We start from the raw sequence: 21,144 nt of genomic DNA, 5'->3' as shown, positions 1-21,144 counted from the left end.
GTTCTAGTCGCAACCGCCAGTCATACGTCCGCGAACAACAACACATTTCAATTTCTGTCCATTCAGACGGAGGAGCCCGTTGATGGGAGCTCACCGATGACCAAATCTCAGTTGGATCAGGTCTATGATTTACTTGGCCCGAAGAGGGCCTTCTCAAGCGAAGTGAAAGAGATGGCGTGGTTATTTCCTTCCAGTGCCGATGCAATAAATGACAGCAGCGCCTCCGGCTTACATTGGGTCGATCAAGTTATTGGACACTTTATGATTGGATAGGAGTACGGACCTCACAAAGAATAAGCTTAAGGTTGACGAGCGCCGCCGCCCTCCATTAGTCGGCGCATCTGTTGAAACGAAGCTGAGCGCAAATGGACCGATGGCGGCGAGGCCTACACTGCGACCTCTCGCACCGGAACGTCTTCATGCCGTGGCGATATCCGCGCGCTTGGCGGCCAGGCTCGATCAAGATGATCTGCTTCCACCATCAGCAACATTTCAGATTTCAGAGATGGCCCGGCACTGATGACGGCCAGCGGCGGTGAGATAATTTCGACATTCGGTGCGTGGGCGATTGCCTGCAAGGCGTCCGCGCGGTGCGGGCAGAGCCGGTGCGCAACGCTCCTTCGGTTTCGAGAATGCCATTTCGACTGGATTGGTGCGCCAGGCGAAGTGGCGCGGTCTATCCGATAAAAGTCCGGCCGCATCTAAGGGATACACCCGCTCGATAGTGAGTGTTGCGGCTCAGCAGGTCACGACCACAGCGAAGCGTACAAAGCCTCTGCCACGGTCACGCATCAACAGAATTTCGTCAGCGCCAATTTTGAAAGTCAAACGAAACCTCAGGCGGTCATTCTTGCCTCCGCGCCTATTTACCGCCAGTGCGCCGCCGTAAGCCGCGCATTACGTATCCAATATCGCCGCGGGCAAGCGTCAGGGCGAGGCGGCGCAATTGGGAGTAGGCGACGCTCAAGCCTGACGGTGCGTGCCCACCACGAATTGCCAGGTTCTCCTTCGCAAAATGTTCGGCAAGGACACTCGTCTTCGATTGGTCATGATACCGAAGACAGCCCCAATGTTCCCGAACATGGACCGCGCGTCCACACTTTAGGAGGCGAATGAACCAATCATAATCGAATGAGCAATTGTACCGCTCATCGAGAAACCCAACGCGCTCGTGCAGCGCCCGGCGCCAGAACGCGGCCTGATTTGCCAGCAACATGCCCTCCGCGAATACGCTTTCGTAGGTTGGCTTGACGTATCTGACATCACGGATCGGCGTGCCGGCCTCGTCGACGAGGACGATATCGGCTACAACGATATCGGCATCGGGATAGCGTTGAGTGGCCACGGCAAAGGATTCAAAAGCTCCGGGCAAATAGAAATCGTCGGAATTTTGCCAGCCTACCCAGTCGCCAGTGGCGCGCTGCAATCCCTTGTTGAGAGCGTGCACTTGGCCCCGATCTTTCTCGCTAACCCAAAATGTCAAGCGGTCACTGTAGCTTTCTATAATCTCGCGGGACCCATCTGTGGAACCACCGTCGATGACAATGTATTCGAGCTTTGGATATTTCTGTTTAAGAACGCTGTCGAGCGTCTGGGGCAAGAAAGTCGCTTGGTTGAAGGACGGCGTGATAATCGACAGGGTCGGGAAGGAGGCGATCGTCCCAGGGAAAGCTTCGTCATTCGTCATAGTCATCATTGGCTTATCTCACCCAGAGTTTTTCAGAACTTCGAATGTGCCAGCCGCGCAAGTATGGAAGATCGGATCTCGTAACGAGTGTTGCTGAAAAGCCCAGAAAGAGACCAATTGTCGATGACAACGGAATTCGTCCATAGAACTGATCGAGAATTATAAAGAATGAGAGCAACGCGAGCACAACAATCGCTGAGCGACTTGTCCGGTCGATCGCCAAGACAATCAACGAGAATGTTGCTGCGCCGAGCATTAGCACGTACGCAATGCCCCCGATAGCGCCCATCTCGACGAAGGCTTGTAAAATAGTGCTATGCGGAAAGCTGCCTGGGCAAGTGTAGGCGGCGAAATTATCGAACCCGATTCCGAATACCGGCGTGTCTTGAAAAAGTGAAAAGCCTTCCCGAATCAGCCAAAGCCGAATCGGCGTCGAATCAACCATTTTGCTGAGTTTATCACACTCCTCCTTCGATACTTGTTTTACACTTTCTCTCGGAACGTCGGCTTTCAGACTCTCTGTCGGAATGCCGGCGCCGGCCGGCTGTTCTAGCGGCAGATAGGCACGCACCATGAAGTCGCGGGCAACGTTGTTCAATATCAGTGCGAGCGAGGCTCCGATAAGAATCGCGGCGAAAGCTGCGATACGCCCGCGGCGTCCATCGCGGACAGGCGCTAGTACCATTAGCAAGCTGCTCGCGATAATCGCAATAACGACGCCGCGTGCCCCCAGTACCACGAGCTCCGCGGTAACCAGTGCGGCGATAATGGGCCTCATCCAGGTTGCACTCGACTTCTTCTCGGACGCGCCGCTGGCTTGGATCGTGACGAACATGCCGAGCGCAAGGGCTACAATTAGTACGCCGTGATTAATACCCAGCATTAGCGGTCGCAAATTATTTCCCACCGTCAACTGCATTGAGATCTGCCACGCGATCGTTGCAGCGCTTACTGTCAGCGTTATCGCGCCGAGGATCTTGAGAAAGCGCGTTATGTCTTGCACGGAAACGAGCCTCGCTGCAGCGTAAGGGCCGATCCAGAACGTCACGAGGAGGACCCAATCGCGCAGGCCTGCAGCGAGCGTGAAAACCTTAAGATGGACAGCAAGCAAGACAGAAACTAGGCAGAACATAACGTCTATTGCTGTAATTGTCATCTGGCGACGAATAAAATTCGGCAGAAGGAGAGCCAAAGGTATAAACCAAACAATTACAGACCATACGGCAAAATACGAGGATTCGTGATTGATACCTAATACTTGTAACGAAGAAAAATACACCAATGATGCGATCGGCAAAAGACTCAGCAAAGTAAGGCCGAGTAATTGAAATATAATTCCGCTCATCGTTCACGGCTCTCAAACTAACTTGGTCTTCGCTTTGAATTTTGCAACGACAGATTGACGCGGAAAACGAGACATCGCAAAACGTTTCTGACTCGCCGATAGAAGAGGGGATCTACAACGCTGGCAAGCTCAGCAAGTGCCGCATGATTGATCGCCACCTGGTCAGGCATCGGCGGCAACGATTCCGGTAACTCGTGATTTAGGCCTCGCCATAGCAGTTTTGAACGGGACGTATGAGTTCCCGAGCTGTCGAGCCCATCATTCCGAACGAGGCTGATGGGAGGGTAGAGCACTAACCCATCTCGGCGGAACACCGCCCAGTACCATCGAATTGCCCAACTATCTATGCGGCCCGCTTCTTGCCTCTGTAGCATGTCGTAATAGCCAAATAGTCCACCAAGGTCGAAGCGCGATCTAAGCGCGTAGTTGGAGCGCAAGGCATCGGTATCTCGGGCATCGGGATCAAAATCGTGCCACGATCGTTCCCATGTAGCCCAGCCCCAAGACGTCGTGACTGGCAAAAACCGTGCTGTCGAGTTCGGCGATGCGTTGCTTCGCGCAAACGCAAATCCAGAGATCTGCATGACGCGTGGATCATCTGCAAAGGTATCGAGGCCGGTATTCATATAGTCAAGAAATGCAGGTGAGACGGTCAGGTCGTCTTCGACAACAATGACGCGGCCGTATTGTTCGCACAAGCGAGTGACACCGGCGATGATCGAGCGGGCGAGGCCCTGGTTCTCAGTCGAGATGACGAGGGTCTTTCGTGGATGGTCGAAGGCCTGGACGATGGCGCGCACATCCGCGACCGCCTGCTCGTCGCGCGTGCCGCGAGGACCGTCGCAGAAAATATACAAATCTGTGTTTTCTATCCCCCTGCAGCGAGCAAGAGATGCCAGCGTGGCTCTCGTTTTGTCAGGCCGTCGAAAAACGAAAAGTGCAATCGGAGCAGCCATTAAGCAGTTGTTCCGTTCCCTCGAATTCAGGTTTTGCCGATCCATCCTTCGACCGCTTGCGATAGTCTGTCAAGAAGTGCAGGTTGTTGATGAAGGTTAAATGAACTTCGCGGCGATCTCTCACTAAAGCAGCCGGTCGCAGTGCTGGAATTGCGCTATGCAGTCTTCAATTGATGCACGCGCTTCTCGATTTCGAGGCGTGCCCGAACGAAGTAGATCATCTCCGGGCCCCGTACGTGAGATTGGCGCGCCTCCTCGACCGAGATTGCTGTCTCCGTCCGCTGCAAGGCGGACGCGATCTGTTGCTCTATAGACCGGGGCTTCATCGTTGGCCAGGGCCCCGCCCAGTGCTTGGCCGGAAAACTCGCACTGAGGCTGGTCCAAGAACTCGGGGGACCAGCGCATCCTAGATTGGCCCCGACCGGCGGGAGCTCCTGCGATCTCGGCAAGGAAGGTCCCCAACGATCCCATGAACCCATCGATCAGGCGGACCGTTAGCGGCAATTATTCGCGGTAGACGATCCAAGCGAACCTCGTTATGACCCACATATAGACCTTGAGGGGCAGGTGGTGACTAGGAGTTGGTCGTGTCGCGAAGCCTGAGCGGAGAACTTGCCGAAGCTTTTGAGGCTGCAGTCGCCCGGCGGCATGCGTCACGGATACAGCGACTGGTCGCCGACCCCCTGCGCGCTGTGACGCCTGCTTTTCTGCGGACGCTCGGGCGCGTCAAGGAAGTTCCTGCCCAAACGTTCTGGGGCGAGACGATGCGGGTTGTGGTTCCCGAGCCGGTTTCGGCAATGATCTATCGCTTCGGTTATTACGATGAGAACGTTTGCCGTTTCTTGCTTGCAGCTCTGCGCGAGGGCAACACGTTTGTGGATATTGGCGCTCACTTTGGGTTTTTTTCGAAACTTGCCGTGCGGCTCGTCGGAGGGAGCGGGCATGTGGTTGCGTTCGAGCCCATGCCGCGGACACGCAGCCTGCTGAGCGCGAACCTTTCCGGCTCCATCGGAGCCGGTTGCGCAAGCGTCGTCGAGTACGCCGCTTTCGATGAGGAAAAAACACTCGAGTTTCGCGACTACGGGGATGCGCATTCATCGTTCAACTCTGCATTCGTTGGACGCGGGCTCGAGCGAACCGGAATCCCTGTCGATGTTCGGGCGCGCCGCTTCGACGACATCTGGAACGAGCTGGGCCATCAACGCATCGACGTCATGAAGATCGATGCGGAGAGCGCCGAGCTGAGGGTTTTGATCGGTGCCGAACAATCGCTTGCGAAATACAAGCCTGTCGTCATCGCAGAATTCGGCGATTTCGACCTTCCGAACGTTCCCGCTTCGCGATCCATCGTTGAATGGCTGCTTCCCCGCGGTTACGTCGCGTTTGAGGCATCAAGAAGTGGCCCCAGGCCACACCAGACCCAGGTCAGGTATGGTTATACCAATCTGATGTTTGTACCGCGCGACAAGCTGGGCTTTATCGATGCGCGCGACAGTCACTAGGCAGGCGATAGCCTCCCTGGCCGATGTTGTTATCCAGGGCGTCGCACTCGCATTTCTGTACGGGTACCTCCTGCGTGCTCTCGGCTCGGATCAGGTCGGTCTTTGGGCAGTCGTTTTCAGCATCGCCGCGATTGGACGCGGCGCCGATCTCGGGCTGTCGAGGGGATTGATACGTTACCTTCCATTGCAGACCGATGACCCTCGGCGATCGCCGGATCTGGTCGATTCCGCAGTCGTGGGGACTCTCGTTCTACTTGCGCCGTTGGGCCTCGTCTCGGCCGCAGCATTGCGGTTCTTGATCCCGTTATCCGTCCAAGGTTCCTCGCATGAAGCGCAAGCGCTGGTCCCATGGGCGCTGGTGCTGCTTGCGGTCATGACGATGGGGCAAGTTTATCTGAATGCGCTTACGGCGGTTTTTCGTACCGACCAGCGATCCTATGCAAACATCACCGCGACCCTGGTCATGCTCTCGGCAACCGTATCCCTTGTGCCGGTCTACGGACTTCTCGGTGTCGCATGGGCGCAGATCATCCAACACGTTGTTTCGATCGCAGTTTCTGCCTTGCATCTGAAGCGCAGCCTTCCGGGATTTCGTTTCGTGCCACGAAGAGCCGGGCGCAAGGACATGCGCCTGCTCTTCGCCTACGGATTGAAGTTGCATGTTGCAGGCCTTGCCATGTTGGTATTTGAGCCAGCTACCCGGATCATCTTGGCCAGGGTCGAAACGCTCGACGCTGTCGCCTACTACGATATGGCCTCTCGCTTGCTCCAGCAGGCGAGAAACCTGATCGTCATGGCAAATCAGGTCATGTCGCCCTACTTTGCCCGGCTTTCCGCGCTCTCTCGCGTAGAGCTTCTGGCTGCCTATCGCTCGGCCTTGTCCATGACGCTCTTCTTCTCGCTGCCGACGATGGCATTCCTTGTCGTGTCGGCTCCCCTGATCGCAATACTGTGGATAGGCAAGAGCAACGATTCTTTTGTCGTCTTCGTTGCGGTACTCAGCGTAGGTTGGACCATCAACATTTTGAGCGCGCCCTCCTACTTCCTGGCGACCGCCGCGGGATACCTGTCTCCCGTCATCGTTTCCCACCTGCTGATCTCCGTTGGCAGTTCCGTTCTTGCCTATGCATTCAGCCTGCTCGCCGGCGAGCGCGGAGTTGTTGTCGGCGTCACGTCCGGGCTCGTCGTCGGAAGCGTTTGGTGCATGCGAATGGTGCATGCCAACAGCCTTGGCGGGTCGGAACATCTGTGGCGGCCTTCGGATCTGCGCTTTGCAATTCTTTGCGTCGTTGCGCCGATAGCAAGCCTGACATTCTATTTCGCTATGCGCGCGTCGCTCGGCACATCGACAAGTGCGCTGGCGGGGTTGGCTGGCGGGACGCTCGTGATCGGATTGGCCGTCTTGACCAATCCCTCAACAAGGCTGATACGCGATAGTTTGCTGCCGTCGCTAAAGCGGCATGGCGGAACGAAGGCCGTTGACATATGAGCATGAAGCACCTCGCCACTGCATTTCTCGCCAAGTTTGATCTTCACATCGAACGCTTGTCCAAGCATCCGAAAGAAACGCTTCTCGGACTTTCGGGCGAAAACGTACGAAATGTGCTGGATATCGGAGCCAATACGGGACAGTTCGCGCGTGTGGCGCTCAACCGGTTTCCCCGCGCGAAGATCTGGTGCTTCGAGCCGCTTCCCGCGGCATACAAGCTCTTGAAAGGCATGGAACGGGACAGTGACGGTCGCATGACCGCCCTGAACTTCGCGCTCGGGGCCAGGCAAGGCGTGGTGAACATGCACTTCCATAGCGAGCATTCGCCGTCGTCGTCGCTGATGCCGACGACTGGGATGTGTGAGGAGCTCTTTCCCCAAACTCGTGCTCAGACCAGCGTTCCCGTCGAAGTCCGGACGCTGGACGGCGTGTGCGTCGAATTCCCGACGCCACCGCTCGAAGATCTCGTGATCAAGATAGATGTTCAGGGTTATGAAGCCGAAGTCATTGCGGGAGGCAGGAAAACGATAGCGGCGGCGAGGGCGGTGATCGTCGAGATTTCCTTTGACGAGCTCTACAAGGGAGCTCCAACCTTTGAAGACCTGAGCAAACTTCTGGGCGAGACGGGACATCGTTTCGCCGGAGCCATAGAGCAATTCACTGCAGGGGACGGCCACGTCATCTTCATGGACGCACTGTTCAAGAAGCTCGGATAGTCCTCGGCGACAGAAGGATGAGACACTGCCTTGGCGGCCAGCATTTCGTGATAGTCGTTGCCGTTTCGCGAAGCGGGCCGTATGACGCGACATGTTGGCGGGAGATGTGTGTGATTGCGAGCCGCCTTTTGTCAGCGAAGGTCTTTTAGTCATGTGCGGGATTGCGGGTATCGTTCATTTCCGTGGCAACGCGATTGAGCAGGCGGCGATATCGCGCTTGACGAACCTCTTGGCGCATCGCGGCCCGAACGGCGCGGGAACCTGGTTCAGTGCTGATCGCGATGTCGCCATGGGTCATCGCCGGCTGGCGGTTATCGATCCGGGAGAGGGCGGCTACCAGCCGATGTTGTCGGATGATCGTCGCCATGTGATCGTCTTCAATGGCGAAATCTACAATTTCCTCGAGCTTCGGCGCGAACTCGAGGCGCGGGGTGCGATCTTCCGCACTCAATCTGATACCGAGGTTATTCTTGCAGCGTGGCGAGAGTGGCGGGAAGGGATGTTGCTGCGCTTCAACGGAATGTGGGCGCTGGCAATCTACGACACCGAAACAAGGGAACTGTTCCTCGCGCGCGACCGCTTCGGCATCAAGCCGCTTCTCTATGCGATGTCGCCGGAGCGCTTCGTTTTCGCGTCGGAGCAGCGCGCCCTGGTGCGAAGCGGACTGATCGGGACGTCGCTGGATGTCGACGTGGCGCGGCGGCTTTTGCTGGATGCCTTCGGAGTCGAAGGTAGCGAGCGGACCCTCTGCCAAGAAGTGCGCCGCTTGCAGAGCGGCCATTGCTTGTGGCTGCGTCACGGGCAGCTGGAGATCCGACGCTGGTGGCGCACCATCGATCATTTGCCGGCGGTGCCGAAAACCGAAGCCGAACGCGTCGAACGCTTTCGCGAATTGTTCCAGGATGCCGTCGCGCTAAGGATGCGCAGCGACGTGCCCATCGGGACTTGCTTGTCGGGAGGGTTTGATTCATCGGCGGTGATTTGCACCATGGCGGCGCACGAAAAGGCCGGGATGGGACCGCGCGACAGCACATCGTGGCGCCACGCCTTTGTCGCGACATTTCCAGGCGCATCGAACGATGAGCGGCCAATGGCCGAGGAGGCGGCCGCGTGGGCGGAAGTCGATCCGACCTACCTTGAGATCGGTCGGACGGACGCTCTGACGGACCTGGACCAAATCCTCGACGACAATGATGACGTCTATATCGGGCTTCCGAGTGCGATCTGGTTGATCTATCGCGAACTCAGACGCCAGAACGTGTCGGTGTCGATCGATGGCCACGGGGCCGATGAGTTGATGGGGGGCTATTTCCAGGGGGGGCAATACGGAGCTTTCTGGATCAGAAATGCCCTAGCGGGAGTTTCCTCGAATTCAGCGCTGACCAGGCGCGGTGTGGATCTGTTGAGGGCGCTGATGATCAAGCGTCAGGGGCAGTATTTCTTGCGCGGCGGACTGCGCCAAATTCCCCGCCAGTTCAGTCTTGTGGGTGATGACGACGTGCTGCCGCGCGATTGGGGCTCGTTCAACCGCCGCCTCTATCGAATGTTTCACGGCACCGTATTGCCGACAATCCTGCGAAACTACGATCGCCTCTCGATGGCCCATGGCATCGAGGTTCGGATGCCCTTCATGGACTGGCGTTTGGTTACCTACACGATGGCGTTGCCGGAGACGAGCAAATCCTCCAGTGGCTACACGAAAGTCATTGCGCGGCGGGCAATGGAACATCAGATGCCGGAGTCCATCCGCATGGGACGCCGGAAGGTGGGGTTTAACTCGCCGATGCCGGAGTGGTTGAACGGGCCTCTTGCCGGCTGGACGGCTAGCTTGCTCGATAAGAACGTTCCGGCATTCGCAGAGCTGGTGGACGAGCCTGCATTACGCAAGGCGGTCAGCCGCTTGACGGCATCGAAGGCCTGGGATTGGGAATCGGTCGGACGGGTTTGGCCGTATCTGAACATGAAATGGATGCTTGCGAGGCTCGCTTGAATTATGCGTTTGTTCCAAAACAGCGGCCTTTATCCGTCATATCTAAGGCGCCGCGTCTGGAGCGCCTAGTTTCGACGAGCGACGCCGGATCTTTTTGGCCGATCGATTTGGTGCACTGCATTTCTTGAAACCGGTGCTCGAAGGAAACTCCAATGCCTTCTTCACGAACGGCGACGATGAAATCTTGCAGCGTCATTGGACGCGCGAAAAGGGTATGCCAGGCAAACCGTCGCTTGAAAGCATATTACTCGCTCAAATTGAGAGCCATCGGACTGAGGTTTTTTACAACCTAGATCCCGTGCGGTACCCGAGTTCGTTTGTTCGCAAGCTACCGGGGGGTCAAGAAGACCCTCTGTTGGCGGGCCGCACCATCGGGCAACGCAGATTTAACAGCCTATGGCGCGGTGCTTGGAAACGTTCCTTCGATTCTGGTATCCTGGCGCAGCAAAGGTTGTCGAGCAGAGCTATTTCCCCCCGCTCGACCCTTCGATGGTAGAATATGGACATGGCGACCGGTTGATCAATGTCCTTTTTGTCGGAGGCTATTCGCGACATCATACCGCGCTGGCAACGATCGGGGGAACATGCGCTGTTTCGAAGCCATTGGCTGCGGCGCGTTGCTTCTATCGGATGCAGGCAAGTATCCGGAAGGAATGGATGTGGGCGAAACGATATTGACTTACGAGACAGGCGGGAACTGCCTCGACCAGATAGAACAGTGCCAAGCCAACTGGAGCGATGTGAGAAAGATAGCTGGCAAAGGACGAAACAATATAAGCGATTTGTATAGCAAAGAGCGAAGTGGGTCCTATTTAGAACGCTCTTGAAAAGGCTCTAGAGGGTTCTTAGGCACGTTGACGGAGTGTTTTTCAAACTGAAGGAAATGGCGGATGCGGCGGCGTCTCCATTCTACACTTTGAGAGGGCGCCCACCTTGGTCGCTCGGCTATTATACAAGGAAGAAATCGCTTATTGAAGCTGCAATTGATAAGATGGCCGTGCAGATTGGTCGGCCGCTTCCGGATTCTTTCGGCATCGCGATGGATGAAAGAGTCGTCGAATATCCGCGGTTATTTCATCAGCTGAGACGCAGTGACGGTTCACTTGGTCGGATGCTCGATGCAGGATCGACGATTAACGGTCCCATACGGAAAATAGGAAAATTTCGAGTGGTTTCAGGTGTTCGATAAGGAAATGATGCAGCTTTTAATCGAAACCTTCTCGCCCTCATCGTTCGATTTGGAATTCTTTCAATATAATAAAACGGGGTGGGAGCGGGCTTCGAAAATGCAAGTTATCAACGCGACCGCTTTTGATCCGCACAGCGGACGGGGTCGGCTTGATGACAGAGCCGGCTGCGCGCGTACAATTGCCTGCATCCAGCTAATAGGATGAATGTTGATTACCACCTGCAGCGCTTTTTCGGGCGCGCCACCTGCAGTCTTGGATCCGCGCGATTGCTGCGAACTGCGCGAATTCGTAACATACGCGGCGATAGCGATTGCATCGCGATTGGTGCCAACGGCATAATCCGGGGCGAGCTGTCGAAGAGATATTCGCTGTGACGTTCAGGACGCCATCGCGGTCGAAAAAAACTGCAGGGCGCAGCACGTGGTTTTTCGCCGTGCTCTCTTGGTTTCGGGACATTCGGGCTTAACTGTTGGGTTTCTCGGGAGCGAGCGGGCAATGCAGCCCAATCGCGCGGTGCTTCTCAGTATCATGTTTGGGAAGCGCCATCCATTGGATTGGCGGGTAGCGCGGTTGTCTGCGGGGCCAATCGGTCGTGGGGCGCCCCGGGGCCGCGAACCACGTCTGCGCACCGGGGGTTGACCCCGACTGGCGATATGTCCAAGAAGAGCGCAAGAACATGCTTCGCTTGGCGCCTTGTCGGCGTCCATCCTTATTTCACATGCTATGGGAACAAGTCAGGCCATGACCAAACGGGTCGCTCTGATCACCGGTGTGACGGGCCAGGACGGCGCCTATCTCGCCGAGCATCTGCTGTCGCTTGGCTATGTCGTGCACGGCATCAAGCGGCGCTCGTCCTCGTTCAACACCGCGCGCGTCGATCATCTCTACCAGGATCCGCATGTCGGCGACGTCCCGTTCCTGATGCACTACGGCGACATGACCGACTCGACCAACCTAATCCGCCTGGTGCAGCAGATCAGGCCGACCGAGATCTACAATCTCGCTGCCCAAAGTCATGTAGGCGTCAGCTTCGAGAGCCCGGAATACACCGCCAATGCCGATGCGATCGGCGTGCTGCGGCTCCTGGAAGCGATCCGCATCCTCGGCTTGGAGAAGGAGACGCGTTTCTACCAGGCCTCGACCTCCGAGCTTTATGGCCTGGTGCAGGAGATCCCACAGAAGGAGACCACGCCGTTCTATCCGCGCTCGCCTTACGGCGTGGCAAAACTCTACGGTTACTGGATCACCGTGAATTACCGCGAAGCCTATGGCATGTTCGCCAGCAACGGCATCCTGTTCAACCACGAAAGCCCGATCCGTGGCGAGACCTTTGTCACCCGCAAGATCACCCGCGGCGTCGCTCGCATCGAGGTGGGTCTGGAGAACGCGCTCTATCTCGGCAATCTGGAGGCCAAACGCGACTGGGGCCATGCCAAAGACTATGTCGAGGGCATGCATCTGATCCTACAGGCGGACAAGCCGGACGACTTCGTGCTCGCCACCGGCGAGACCCGCTCGGTACGCGAGATGGTCGAGCTAGCGTTTGCACAAGTTGGCCGCCGCATCGAATGGCGCGGCAAGGGCGTCGACGAGACAGGCGTCGATGCCGGGAGCGGCAAGGCAGTGGTGAAAATCGATCCAACCTATTTCCGCCCCACCGAGGTCGATCTCCTCGTCGGCGACGCTAGCAAGGCGCGCGAGGTTCTGGGCTGGAAACCAAAGCGGACGTTTGCGGAGCTCGTCGCGGAGATGATGGCGAGCGATCTGACGGAGGCGAAACGGGACGCCGCCCATGGCAAACGCACCGTTTGAGCTGACGGGCAAGAGCGTCTACGTCGCCGGCCATCGCGGCATGGTCGGCGGTGCGCTTCTGCGCCGGCTGGCCCGGGAGGACGTGCGGCTTCTCACCGTCGCACGGAACGAGCTCGATCTCTGCAACCAGGCCGCCGTGTTCGACTGGTTCGCAAAGGTGCGGCCGCAGGTGGTTTTCCTCGCCGCCGCCAAGGTCGGCGGCATCGTCGCCAACAACACGCTGCGCGCCGAGTTCATCTACGACAACATCGCGATCGCCGCGAATGTGATCCACGCCGCTCATCAAAATGGCGTCGAAAAGCTGATGTTTCTCGGCTCCTCCTGCATCTATCCGAAGCTGGCAGCCCAGCCTCTGCGCGAAGATGCCGTGCTGACCGGCCCGCTCGAGCCCACCAACGAGCCCTATGCCATCGCCAAGATCGCGGGCATCAAGATGGCGGAAGCCTATCGCAGCCAGTATGGATGTGATTTCATCAGCGTGATGCCGACCAATCTCTATGGACCGGGCGACAACTATCATCCCGAGTACAGCCATGTGGTTGCCGCTCTGATCCGCCGCTTTCACGAGGCAAAACTTGCGGGCGCAAAGAGCGTCGCGGTCTGGGGCACCGGCACGCCGCGACGCGAGTTCCTCTATGTCGACGACATGGCGGACGCCTGCGTGCACCTGATGAAGACCTATTCCGGCGCCGAGCTGATCAACATCGGCACCGGCGAGGACATCACCATCGCCGAATTCGCACGCGTCGTAGCTTCCGTCGTCGGCTATCGCGGCGAGATCAGTTTCGACACCTCACGTCCCGACGGCACCCCGCGCAAGCTGCTCGACGTCGGCCGCCTCGCGCAACTCGGCTGGACTGCGCGGACCCCGCTCGCCGACGGTGTGAAGCGTGCTTACGAAGCCTATTTCTCGCATAGGTAGCTTGAGCACATCCTTATCCGCGATGTCCGTAGACTCCGTTTTGAGCACGGTGATCTCTTATCCCGCAAGCCGCGGTCGTTGCGGACGGATCATTAGACGTTGACCGCAAACACAAATAATAGATGCAGACGGCCAGCAAGGCGTGGCGCGCAAGAGGCCATCTGCGAAAGAACAGAACGAGGCGAAGGCGGTACGCAGCGATGAAAGCCCCAGCAACAAAGAACGTGCTGAAAAACGCCGCATAGAAGTAGGGGCCGGGAATATCGAAGGCCCCCGCCATGATCAGCGAGACCGGAGGCATTGAGATAGCAAGTGCGGCTGCTATGGCGATAATGCCAGTCGCCCACAGCGACCACACGAACAGCAACGCCATCGCCGGGAAAGCAAGCGACACGCGCCATTCAATGATGAGTCTCCAGATCGGGGGGTAGAAGTGCATCGGGACCGTCAAGCAACATGGTGAAGGTACGAATCCAGTGAAATGCCCCGTGGCCAACTCACCTCATTGAACCAATCGCCACACCCAAAGCAGATAGATCGCATAGGAAGCCGTCGCTGCGAAAATGCACGCCGGGAAAATTCTAAAGGCGCGCCGGATAACGAGGCGGGCGTAATTGACCTTCTCTCCTTCTATTTGGAGGAAGAGAACAAGGCCGCTCAGAACGAAAAATATAGCTACCGCGAAGACCGACTGATTGAAAATGCGCAGCCCTTGGAGGCGGAAAAACCACGTCTCAGGAGGCGCGGTGTAGTGCAAGTGAGCCGTTACGACAATAAGCGCAGCGGCGCCACGAATCGAATCAAGAAACGATAACGCATCCGCCCCCCGCCCAAGTGTGGCGCCTTCCTACCACCACAACCCCGCAGCGAAAACCCCTGAAATCGCCTTTCTGGCGAGGAGAGCCTATGGCAGTCGATCTCAACGCCCTAAGCTAGGCGAACGCCACCCGCAGGGCCAAGGCTGGCGTTCCGTGGCCTGTGGTCGCGGTCATCCATGAACGGGAGCCGTCCCAGAACTTCAACACTCAGCTCGGGCAGGGCGATCCGCTTAATGAGGTTTCGCCCCATGTTCCCAAGGGCAGGGGGCGTTCTCGACGTGGGAGGAAGGCGCCTATGACGCTTTGGTGCTGTGCCCGCCCTTCCTTGCCCGCCGCAAGGATTGATCGCTCAGCGCCGCTCTGACGGCCCCGGAGACGTATAACGGCATCGGCTACGCGGCCAACCGCACGTTCCGGGCTCGCTCCGCTAGGCAACCAGACCCAGATCGTTGACCCCAACTGCATGCCGGTGGGCCTAGATCAGCTCGAACTGCTGTTCGGTGTTGCCGGGACCGGCCGGGATCACCGCGCAGCCAAGCGCACGCGCCGACGAATCGAAGATGAAGCCGCCGGGGTAAGGTGGTAGCTGAAGGTGTTGAGCACGACGTCATCCGGGCGGAACCCGGCCGCGAACGGCGCCAGCACGGTCGATGTCGGCTTGGCGGATCGCTGATCGACCAACATCGAAAGCGCAGTCAAAAATTGACCCGTTCGCGCTCGACGACGATCGGCCGCCGCCGGACTTGGTTGAAGATCGCAACGATGTATTCGCCGAGCACGCCGAGGAAGAAGAACTGCACGCCGCCGAAGAAGAACAGGCCGATGACGATCGTTCCTTTGGCTCGTTAGAAATCGAAATCGCAAGTGGGGGACACCCCCGACGCTTGCAAGCATGAACTCGAGCGCCAGCGAAGCGGCCTGAACGATGCATCTTTTTCAGAACAGTGGCGTTTACCCTTCCTATCTCACGCATTTCAATCACCCCGCGAAGGGGTTGAACACGTTCAGGGAGCGCTTGGACGCCTTTATCGCGGATCGCCTCGGCGCATTGCATTTTTTGGTGCCGGTGCTTGACCGGAGTGATGACGCGTTGTTTACCAATGCAGACAATGAGATTTTGCAGCGGTTGTGGGCGCACGAAAACGGGCTTCATAACGCCTCGTTCGAAGAGATTCTGCTCGCCCAGATCGAGCATCACAGGACGGAGGTTTTCTACAATCTCGAGGTGCGCTTTCCGAGCGCCTTTGTGCGCAAGCTGCCAGGATATGTCCGAAAACGCTCTGCTGGCGCGCCGCTCCCTCGGGCAGCGCCGACCTGACCGCTTATGGTGCGGTGCTGGGCAACTTTCCGTCGATCCTCGAATCCTGGCGAAGCAAAGGTTGCCGCGCCGAACCGTTTTTTCCGGCGCTCGATCCGATCATGAACGAGTATGCCCGGGGGGAGCGGCCGATCGATGTCCTCTTCGTCGGCGGCTACTCGCGACACCCTTCCGCGCGGGCCAGAACGCTGAAGCAAGTGGCAGGTCTTGCCGGCGCGTACGAGGTCGCGCTCCACCACGAGCCGTGGCCATGATCGTCCGCCCACCGGTATTCGGACGGCGCTTCTACGAGCCTCTCGGGGCGTCGAAAATTGTGCTTAACGGTGCGATCGACATGGCCGGGACCGATCGCGGGAACATGCGTTGCTTCGAGGCGATGGGGTGCGGCGCACCCCTGGTTTCGGACAAAGGGAATTACCCGCCCGGTATGACTGCAGGCGTGACCATCCAGACCTATGGGGCGGCCGAGCTTGCGGCACCGACAATTTCGCAGGCCCTGGAGAACTGGCCCCGGTCGGCTGAGGTCGCCGAGCGCGGCCGGGACGAATTGAACCTATCTACACAAAGCCGCGCCAGTGGCGTGATTTCGTGGACCTGGTGGCCCGCATATAGTGAGGTGGCCGGTACAAGCCCGAGCCGAGCGGACCCATGTCGCTGGTTCCGCTTGCATGATATAATCCGATGCTGTTCAAGCAAGCGAGCGATACCATTAGGAACGGGGCACTTTCGTGCTTCTTCTCGGCCATCGCCGCATAGGAGGCGAACAGATGCACGTGGATGGTGCCCTATTCAAGGCAAAAGAGCTACTGGACGCTACGCTGTTGCCGGTACATGCCTTGAGAGGCTGTCCGCCGTGGAGCCTGGGCTATTATACCCGGAAGAAGCGGGCAGTCGTGCAGGCGATCGACGAGAGCACCGTTCGCCGGAATACCGCGCTCCCAGCGGGCTTCGGCGTCGGGCTCGATGAGCGCGTGGTGGAGTATCCATGGCTGTTCTCGTGCCTTAGAGCGACGGGCCAGCTCGGAAAAGTTCTGGACGCGGGCTCGACCCTCAACCACGAATACATTCTGAGCCGGGATCCCTTGGACAAGGCAGATTTGACCTTGATGACCCTGGCTCCGGAAAAGCGGTGCTACTGGAACAAAGGCTACTCATACGTTTTCGGAGACTTCCGCAAAAGTCCGTTCCAGGACGGGTTGTTCGACACGCTGATTTGTATCTCGACGCTCGAGCACGTCGGCCTCGACAACACGCTATTGTACACAAGCGATCGCAGCAAGGCCGAGAGCGACCGGTTTGGCTTCTCGGCGGCGATAACCGAATTCAAGCGCATCGTTCGGTCGGGCGGCCGTTGCTTCCTCACTGTTCCTTACGGCCGATATGAGAATTTCGGCTGGTTCCAGCTGTTCGATGCCCAAATGCTGGAGCAGCTCATCAATACGTTCGGACCGTCCAGCCATCAGGTTGAATTCTTTAGTTACCGCCAGCAGGGCTGGGAAAGGGCATCACAGTCCGCAGTCGAGAATGCGACCGCGTTCGATCCTCACAGCGGGCGTGGGCGTGCAGACGACAAGGCCGGGTGTGCGCGTGCTATCGCCTGCATCCAAATGACCAAATGAACCTCGATCTCCTGCTGCAACGACTGTTAGGGCGCCCGACTTGCGAGCTCGGCGCCGGCGCCCGCCTTCTGAGCACCGCGAGGATCCGGAATATCCGTCGCGATACCAAATCTATCCGCATCGGTGAGCACAGCATAATCCGCGGCGAGCTGCTTACGTTCGCTCATGGCGGACAAATCGAGATCGGTTCTTGGTGTTATGTTGGCGAAGGCGCGCGCATTTGGTCGGGCTGCTCGATATCCCTCGGTGACCGCGTGCTGGTCGCACATGGAGCCAACCTGTTCGACAATCTTACGCATCCGATCGATCATCAGGCTCGGCATAAGCAGATCAGGGAGATCTTCACGAAAGGCCATCCTTCTGAAATCGATCTGGACGACCGGCCAGTATCGATCGGGGACGACACCTGGGTAGGGGCGGGCGCCTATGTTCTGCGAGGCGTCCAAATTGGCGCGCGCGCGGTAATTGGGGCGGGCGCGGTCGTTACTAAGGACGTTGCGGCGGATACCATCGTCGCAGGGAATCCGGCTGTCGTGGTCGGACGCGTTGGCGGCTCCCATGCGTAATCCGGCCGGCTGCATCTTCCTGGGCTTCCGCGAGCGCGCCTCATGAGCGTCTGGGTCACAGGCGGCAACGGCTTTATCGGCCGTCACCTCATAGATCACCTCGCCCGGGAGGGCGAGAGCGTGTATGGCGTGGGTCACGGTACGATCGATGAGACGGACCGGCAGCAGCTTGGACTGATGGGCTGGATCAACGGCGAGATCAACGCGCCAAATCTGGACGGCCTGGTTCAACTTGGCGGCACGCCGAGCGCCATCTTCCACCTCGCCGGCGGCTCATCGGTCGCGCGTTCGATCGAGCAGCCCTACGAGGACTTCTCCCGAACCGTTGCCGCGACGGCGAGCCTGCTGGAATGGCTGCGCCGTTCCGCGCGCGAGTGCCGGCTGGTCGTCACCTCCAGCGCCGCGGTTTACGGTGCGCAACATGCCGGCGCAATTTCGGAGCAGGCCACCACGCAACCGATGTCACCTTATGGTCATCACAAGCTGATCATGGAGCAGCTCTGCCGCAGCTACGCGAATTCGTTCGGCATCCGCGCGACCATCATCCGCTTGTTTTCGGTCTACGGTCCCTTGCTGCGCAAGCAGCTGTTGTGGGACCTCTGCTTGCGGCTCGGGCAAGGCCAGCGGGAGCTCGTGCTCGGCGGAACGGGTAACGAGGTGCGCGACTGGACCGATGTAAGGGATGTCGTGCAGCTGATTGCACGGCTGGCGAGAGCTGATGAGGTGTCCCTAGAGGTGCTGAATGGCGGTAGCGGCGTCGCGACCAGTGTCGCGGAGATTGCCCGTTTGGTGACGAAAGCCTGGGGCGGCAACATCGCGGTGCGGTTTTCGGGCGCGGTCCGCGCCGGAGATCCGTTCAGTCTTGTCGCCGACGCCGGGCAACTCGCCGCCTTGCCGTTTAACTGGCGCATCCCAGTCGAGGACGGCATCGTCCAGTATGTGAGCTGGTACAAGGAGCAAGCCCATTGAGCGTCGCTCGCCCGATCCGGCTCGCTTTCACCTTGATTTCTCGCAAGGCCTGGGCGGGCGGTTACAATTACCAGCTCAACCTGTTTAATGCGCTTGCAAACTACTGCCCGGGCGCTGTTACGCCTGTGGTGTTCGCGGCCGAAGGTCACGACGCCGGCGAACTCGCCCCCATCCGACAGGTCCCGGCTGCCGAGATCGTTTGCTCCGCGAATTTTGATCGCCCCGCGCTGACGTCGTTGCTGCCGACCGTGTTCGCTCAGGATCGCGGTGCGATATCCAGCTTTCGCAGCCACAAGATCGATGCAGTCTGGGAGAACGCCCACTTCTTCGGATGGAGCTCTCCCTATCCGACCGTTGCCTGGATCCCCGACCTGCAGCATCGGCAACTTCCACATCTGTTCTCGAATAAGGCGAGGCGCCGGCGTGAAATGGGTTTTCAGCTGCAGGTCCTGTCCGGCCGCACCATCATTCTGAGCAGCCGCAGCGCCGAACGCGATTGCCTTTCCTACTATCCGCGCACCAAGGGCCGAACCTCCGTCGTGAGATTCGCCAGCGAGCCTTCGGCCGAGCTGCTCAAGCTGGATCCGGTACAGGTGCTCCAGAAGTATGATCTGCCGAGAACCTATTTCTATGTCCCCAACCAGTTCTGGCGTCACAAGAACCACAGAATCGTCCTTGAGGCGCTCGCGTTACTCGCGGAGCGAGGTGTCCGTCCGGTTGTCGTGGCATCCGGCGGCAGCGATCCGAATGAACCGGAATATTTGGATCAAATTCTTCGTGAAGCGGCAGAGCGCGGTCTTGCGCAGCAGTTCCGGTACCTCGGCATGATCCCGCTCGCGGAAGTCTATGCCCTTCTGCGTGCCAGCGCAGCGCTAGTCAATCCCTCGCGTTTCGAGGGCTGGAGCACCACGGTCGAGGAGGCCAAGTCGTTCGGCGTGCCGATGGTGCTGTCCGATATCGACGTGCACCGCGAGCAGGCGGAACAGCGCGCGCACTACTTCGACACGGATGACGCCCCGGGGCTCGCCGCCCATCTGCAAGATTTCGCGCATCCTGTCTTTGTAGTGCGCGAGATGAACGATCAACTGGGCGAGCGAGTGCGGGAGTTCGCCGAGAGTTTCGTCTCGACCATCGAACAGACCGTTCGAACGCATCGATAACGAACCGGACTTGCTGGAGCACGCACCGCCATGGATCAACAGGTCGTCCTCGTCACCGGCGCAACCGGATTTGTCGGACGCAATCTCGTCCCGTTGCTCGAGAGCCGCGGTTACCTTGTTCGCCGAGCGCTACGCGCCGGACGGGCCGGAGAGAACGACGTGGTGGTCGGCTCGATCGGTCCGGCGACCGTTTGGGACGCCGCGCTTGCGGGAGTGGACGCGGTGGTTCATCTAGCCGCCCGTGTGCATCACCCCAATGAAGAGCACGCCGCTGAGCTGTACGACGCGGTGAATACGCAGGGGACGATGCAACTGGCCCAAGCCGCCGTGCGGGCGGGGGTGTCCCGGTTCGTTTTCCTGAGCACGATCCTGGTCAACGGAAGCTCGACCGATGGGCGAGGGCCGTTCACGCCGGACGACGCAGTGGTGCCGCGCGGCGTTTACGGACGGTCAAAGGCGGCGGCCGAGGCCGCGCTGCAGGGCCTGGCGTCTCAATCCAAGATGCGGGTAGCTGTGGTGCGCCCGCCACTGGTGTATGGACGCGAAGCGCTCGGTAATTTCCGTCACCTCGTTGGCGCAATCAGACGGCGGATCCCGCTTCCGCTTGGTCTCGTCCATAATAAGCGGGCGTTCGTCAGCGTGCAGAATCTCGCGTCCTTTGTCGCGCATCTCGTCGGCCTGCCGGTGCCGCCTCCGTACCGGATCTATCTGGTCGCCGACGACGAGCAGATTTCGACCACTGCTTTCGTTCGTCGGATCGGACAGGCGATGAACCGGACCGCCATCCTGTTGCCGGTGCCCTTGAGGGTGCTGACGCTCGCTGTCCAAGCGATGAGGCCAGAGCTGCGCTACAGCTTGGTAGGATCTATGGAGATTGACACTTCCGCCGCGCTATCGACGGGCTGGACGCCGCCGCTCAGCATGACGCAAGGATTGCGGCTGGCGGTCGGCACATCGGCCTCGCCCTAGACGCCTTACGGGTAAGTCCGGCAGCTGCTCAGCCGACACCGGCGAAACATCGTTGTGCGTTCTCTCATCGTTGCTCCGACAGGTCCGGGTTGCGCAACAATTCTTCGACCAGGGCG

General features: G+C 58.7%; 23 protein-coding genes and 2 pseudogenes. 18 read left to right on the top strand and 7 right to left on the bottom strand.

Features of this window, described 5'->3' with window-relative positions:
• Positions 1–273: hypothetical protein (locus WN73_RS04175; RefSeq protein ID WP_271551673.1), on the top strand; the 273-nt coding region annotated here is incomplete at its 5' end.
• A gap of 589 nt (positions 274–862) precedes the next feature.
• Here the strand turns inward: WN73_RS04175 and WN73_RS04170 are convergent.
• From WN73_RS04170 to WN73_RS04160, 3 genes are read right to left on the bottom strand one after another with little or no spacing between them, the layout of a single operon-like run.
• On the bottom strand, positions 863–1,696 hold the full coding sequence (locus WN73_RS04170) for a glycosyltransferase family 2 protein (RefSeq protein WP_271551671.1): 834 nt from the start codon (positions 1,694–1,696) through the stop codon (positions 863–865).
• 4 nt (positions 1,697–1,700) lie between these two features.
• On the bottom strand, positions 1,701–3,032 hold the full coding sequence (locus WN73_RS04165) for an O-antigen ligase family protein (RefSeq protein WP_271551669.1): 1,332 nt from the start codon (positions 3,030–3,032) through the stop codon (positions 1,701–1,703).
• Between the two features lie 17 nt (positions 3,033–3,049).
• Complete coding sequence (locus WN73_RS04160) at positions 3,050–3,988, bottom strand: hypothetical protein (RefSeq protein WP_271551667.1); 939 nt, start codon at positions 3,986–3,988, stop codon at positions 3,050–3,052.
• A gap of 587 nt (positions 3,989–4,575) precedes the next feature.
• Here WN73_RS04160 and WN73_RS04155 point away from each other — a divergent pair.
• The 4 genes from WN73_RS04155 (at position 4,576) to asnB (ending at position 9,685) form a co-directional block, all read left to right on the top strand.
• A complete protein-coding gene (locus WN73_RS04155; protein ID WP_271551665.1) occupies positions 4,576–5,490 on the top strand; it encodes an FkbM family methyltransferase in 915 nt (304 codons plus the stop codon).
• Positions 5,471–6,979 carry an oligosaccharide flippase family protein gene (locus WN73_RS04150; protein WP_271551663.1) on the top strand — a complete coding sequence of 503 codons (1,509 nt, stop codon included), beginning with the start codon at positions 5,471–5,473 and terminating at the stop codon, positions 6,977–6,979. The genes WN73_RS04155 and WN73_RS04150 overlap by 20 nt, the downstream gene beginning before the upstream one ends.
• Before the next feature lie 2 nt (positions 6,980–6,981).
• Positions 6,982–7,695, top strand: coding sequence for an FkbM family methyltransferase (locus tag WN73_RS04145; RefSeq protein WP_271551661.1), 714 nt, complete (start codon positions 6,982–6,984; stop codon positions 7,693–7,695).
• A gap of 91 nt (positions 7,696–7,786) precedes the next feature.
• Positions 7,787–9,685, top strand: a complete 1,899-nt coding sequence (gene asnB / locus WN73_RS04140) for an asparagine synthase (glutamine-hydrolyzing) (protein WP_271551659.1) — start codon at positions 7,787–7,789, stop codon at positions 9,683–9,685.
• A 1-nt stretch (position 9,686) separates the two neighbouring features.
• Here the strand turns inward: asnB and WN73_RS04135 are convergent, their stop codons facing one another.
• Entirely contained in the window at positions 9,687–9,881 is a 195-nt protein-coding gene (locus WN73_RS04135; protein WP_271551657.1) for a hypothetical protein, read from the bottom strand.
• A gap of 388 nt (positions 9,882–10,269) precedes the next feature.
• On the opposite strand from WN73_RS04135, the gene WN73_RS04130 reads away from it, so the two are divergent.
• The 4 genes from WN73_RS04130 (at position 10,270) to fcl (ending at position 13,609) form a co-directional block, all read left to right on the top strand.
• Positions 10,270–10,512, top strand: a complete 243-nt coding sequence (locus WN73_RS04130; protein WP_271551655.1) for a glycosyltransferase — start codon at positions 10,270–10,272, stop codon at positions 10,510–10,512.
• A gap of 35 nt (positions 10,513–10,547) precedes the next feature.
• Positions 10,548–10,874, top strand: a complete 327-nt coding sequence (locus tag WN73_RS04125; RefSeq protein WP_271551653.1) for a hypothetical protein — start codon at positions 10,548–10,550, stop codon at positions 10,872–10,874.
• A 742-nt stretch (positions 10,875–11,616) separates the two neighbouring features.
• Positions 11,617–12,687 (top strand): GDP-mannose 4,6-dehydratase, encoded by a 1,071-nt coding sequence (gene gmd / locus WN73_RS04120; RefSeq protein WP_271551650.1) that lies wholly within the window; start codon positions 11,617–11,619, stop codon positions 12,685–12,687.
• A complete protein-coding gene (gene fcl / locus WN73_RS04115; RefSeq protein WP_271551648.1) occupies positions 12,668–13,609 on the top strand; it encodes a GDP-L-fucose synthase in 942 nt (313 codons plus the stop codon). The genes gmd and fcl overlap by 20 nt, the downstream gene beginning before the upstream one ends.
• A 13-nt stretch (positions 13,610–13,622) precedes the next feature.
• On the opposite strand, the gene WN73_RS04110 is transcribed toward fcl, so the two are convergent.
• From WN73_RS04110 to WN73_RS04100, 3 genes and pseudogenes are all read right to left on the bottom strand, one after another.
• Positions 13,623–14,048, bottom strand: coding sequence for a hypothetical protein (locus tag WN73_RS04110; RefSeq protein ID WP_271551646.1), 426 nt, complete (start codon positions 14,046–14,048; stop codon positions 13,623–13,625).
• Between the two features lie 63 nt (positions 14,049–14,111).
• Positions 14,112–14,366 carry a hypothetical protein gene (locus WN73_RS44470; protein ID WP_442870049.1) on the bottom strand — a complete coding sequence of 85 codons (255 nt, stop codon included), beginning with the start codon at positions 14,364–14,366 and terminating at the stop codon, positions 14,112–14,114.
• A 539-nt stretch (positions 14,367–14,905) separates the two neighbouring features.
• Positions 14,906–15,066: pseudogene (locus WN73_RS04100) on the bottom strand (phenylacetate--CoA ligase family protein); the annotation flags it as partial.
• 11 nt (positions 15,067–15,077) lie between these two features.
• Here WN73_RS04100 and WN73_RS04095 point away from each other — a divergent pair.
• The 9 genes and pseudogenes from WN73_RS04095 (at position 15,078) to WN73_RS04055 (ending at position 21,028) form a co-directional block, all read left to right on the top strand.
• Positions 15,078–15,323 (top strand): hypothetical protein, encoded by a 246-nt coding sequence (locus WN73_RS04095; RefSeq protein WP_271551642.1) that lies wholly within the window; start codon positions 15,078–15,080, stop codon positions 15,321–15,323.
• A 119-nt stretch (positions 15,324–15,442) separates the two neighbouring features.
• Entirely contained in the window at positions 15,443–15,745 is a 303-nt protein-coding gene (locus tag WN73_RS04090; protein WP_271551640.1) for a hypothetical protein, read from the top strand.
• Positions 15,746–15,759: 14 nt separating this feature from the next.
• On the top strand, positions 15,760–15,999 hold the full coding sequence (locus WN73_RS04085; RefSeq protein WP_271551638.1) for a hypothetical protein: 240 nt from the start codon (positions 15,760–15,762) through the stop codon (positions 15,997–15,999).
• Positions 15,996–16,232: pseudogene (locus WN73_RS44325) on the top strand (glycosyltransferase family protein); the annotation flags it as partial. The gene WN73_RS04085 and the pseudogene WN73_RS44325, both read left to right, overlap by 4 nt.
• Before the next feature lie 280 nt (positions 16,233–16,512).
• Entirely contained in the window at positions 16,513–17,364 is an 852-nt protein-coding gene (locus WN73_RS04075) for a methyltransferase domain-containing protein (protein ID WP_271551636.1), read from the top strand.
• A complete protein-coding gene (locus WN73_RS04070; RefSeq protein WP_271551634.1) occupies positions 17,361–17,930 on the top strand; it encodes an acyltransferase in 570 nt (189 codons plus the stop codon). Before WN73_RS04075 ends, WN73_RS04070 begins: the two co-directional genes overlap by 4 nt.
• 42 nt (positions 17,931–17,972) lie before the next feature.
• Positions 17,973–18,899: an NAD-dependent epimerase/dehydratase family protein gene (locus WN73_RS04065; RefSeq protein WP_271551632.1), complete on the top strand. Its 927-nt coding sequence runs from the start codon at positions 17,973–17,975 to the stop codon at positions 18,897–18,899.
• Positions 18,896–20,059 (top strand): glycosyltransferase family 4 protein, encoded by a 1,164-nt coding sequence (locus tag WN73_RS04060; RefSeq protein WP_271551630.1) that lies wholly within the window; start codon positions 18,896–18,898, stop codon positions 20,057–20,059. The genes WN73_RS04065 and WN73_RS04060 overlap by 4 nt, the downstream gene beginning before the upstream one ends.
• Positions 20,060–20,089: 30 nt before the next feature.
• Entirely contained in the window at positions 20,090–21,028 is a 939-nt protein-coding gene (locus WN73_RS04055) for an NAD-dependent epimerase/dehydratase family protein (RefSeq protein ID WP_271551628.1), read from the top strand.
• Positions 21,029–21,144 lie beyond the last annotated feature (116 nt).

Source organism: Bradyrhizobium sp. CCBAU 45394, from assembly GCF_028128655.1.
In the GTDB taxonomy this organism is placed as follows: domain Bacteria; phylum Pseudomonadota; class Alphaproteobacteria; order Rhizobiales; family Xanthobacteraceae; genus Bradyrhizobium; species Bradyrhizobium diazoefficiens.
The sequence above is the reverse complement of the archived record's forward strand: the minus strand, read 5'-3'. Positions and strand labels throughout refer to the sequence as shown.

Coding starts and splice junctions, on each gene's coding strand:
- WN73_RS04170 (WP_271551671.1), bottom strand. CDS start 1,696: ATGATGACTATGACGAATGACGAAGCTTTCCCTGGGACGATCGCCTCC.
- WN73_RS04165 (WP_271551669.1), bottom strand. CDS start 3,032: ATGAGCGGAATTATATTTCAATTACTCGGCCTTACTTTGCTGAGTCTT.
- WN73_RS04160 (WP_271551667.1), bottom strand. CDS start 3,988: ATGGCTGCTCCGATTGCACTTTTCGTTTTTCGACGGCCTGACAAAACG.
- WN73_RS04150 (WP_271551663.1), top strand. CDS start 5,471: ATGCGCGCGACAGTCACTAGGCAGGCGATAGCCTCCCTGGCCGATGTT.
- WN73_RS04145 (WP_271551661.1), top strand. CDS start 6,982: ATGAAGCACCTCGCCACTGCATTTCTCGCCAAGTTTGATCTTCACATC.
- asnB (WP_271551659.1), top strand. CDS start 7,787: ATGTTGGCGGGAGATGTGTGTGATTGCGAGCCGCCTTTTGTCAGCGAA.
- WN73_RS04135 (WP_271551657.1), bottom strand. CDS start 9,881: ATGACGCTGCAAGATTTCATCGTCGCCGTTCGTGAAGAAGGCATTGGA.
- WN73_RS04130 (WP_271551655.1), top strand. CDS start 10,270: ATGCGCTGTTTCGAAGCCATTGGCTGCGGCGCGTTGCTTCTATCGGAT.
- gmd (WP_271551650.1), top strand. CDS start 11,617: ATGACCAAACGGGTCGCTCTGATCACCGGTGTGACGGGCCAGGACGGC.
- fcl (WP_271551648.1), top strand. CDS start 12,668: ATGGCAAACGCACCGTTTGAGCTGACGGGCAAGAGCGTCTACGTCGCC.
- WN73_RS04110 (WP_271551646.1), bottom strand. CDS start 14,048: ATGCACTTCTACCCCCCGATCTGGAGACTCATCATTGAATGGCGCGTG.
- WN73_RS04095 (WP_271551642.1), top strand. CDS start 15,078: ATGTCGGCTTGGCGGATCGCTGATCGACCAACATCGAAAGCGCAGTCA.
- WN73_RS04075 (WP_271551636.1), top strand. CDS start 16,513: ATGCACGTGGATGGTGCCCTATTCAAGGCAAAAGAGCTACTGGACGCT.
- WN73_RS04070 (WP_271551634.1), top strand. CDS start 17,361: ATGAACCTCGATCTCCTGCTGCAACGACTGTTAGGGCGCCCGACTTGC.
- WN73_RS04065 (WP_271551632.1), top strand. CDS start 17,973: ATGAGCGTCTGGGTCACAGGCGGCAACGGCTTTATCGGCCGTCACCTC.
- WN73_RS04055 (WP_271551628.1), top strand. CDS start 20,090: ATGGATCAACAGGTCGTCCTCGTCACCGGCGCAACCGGATTTGTCGGA.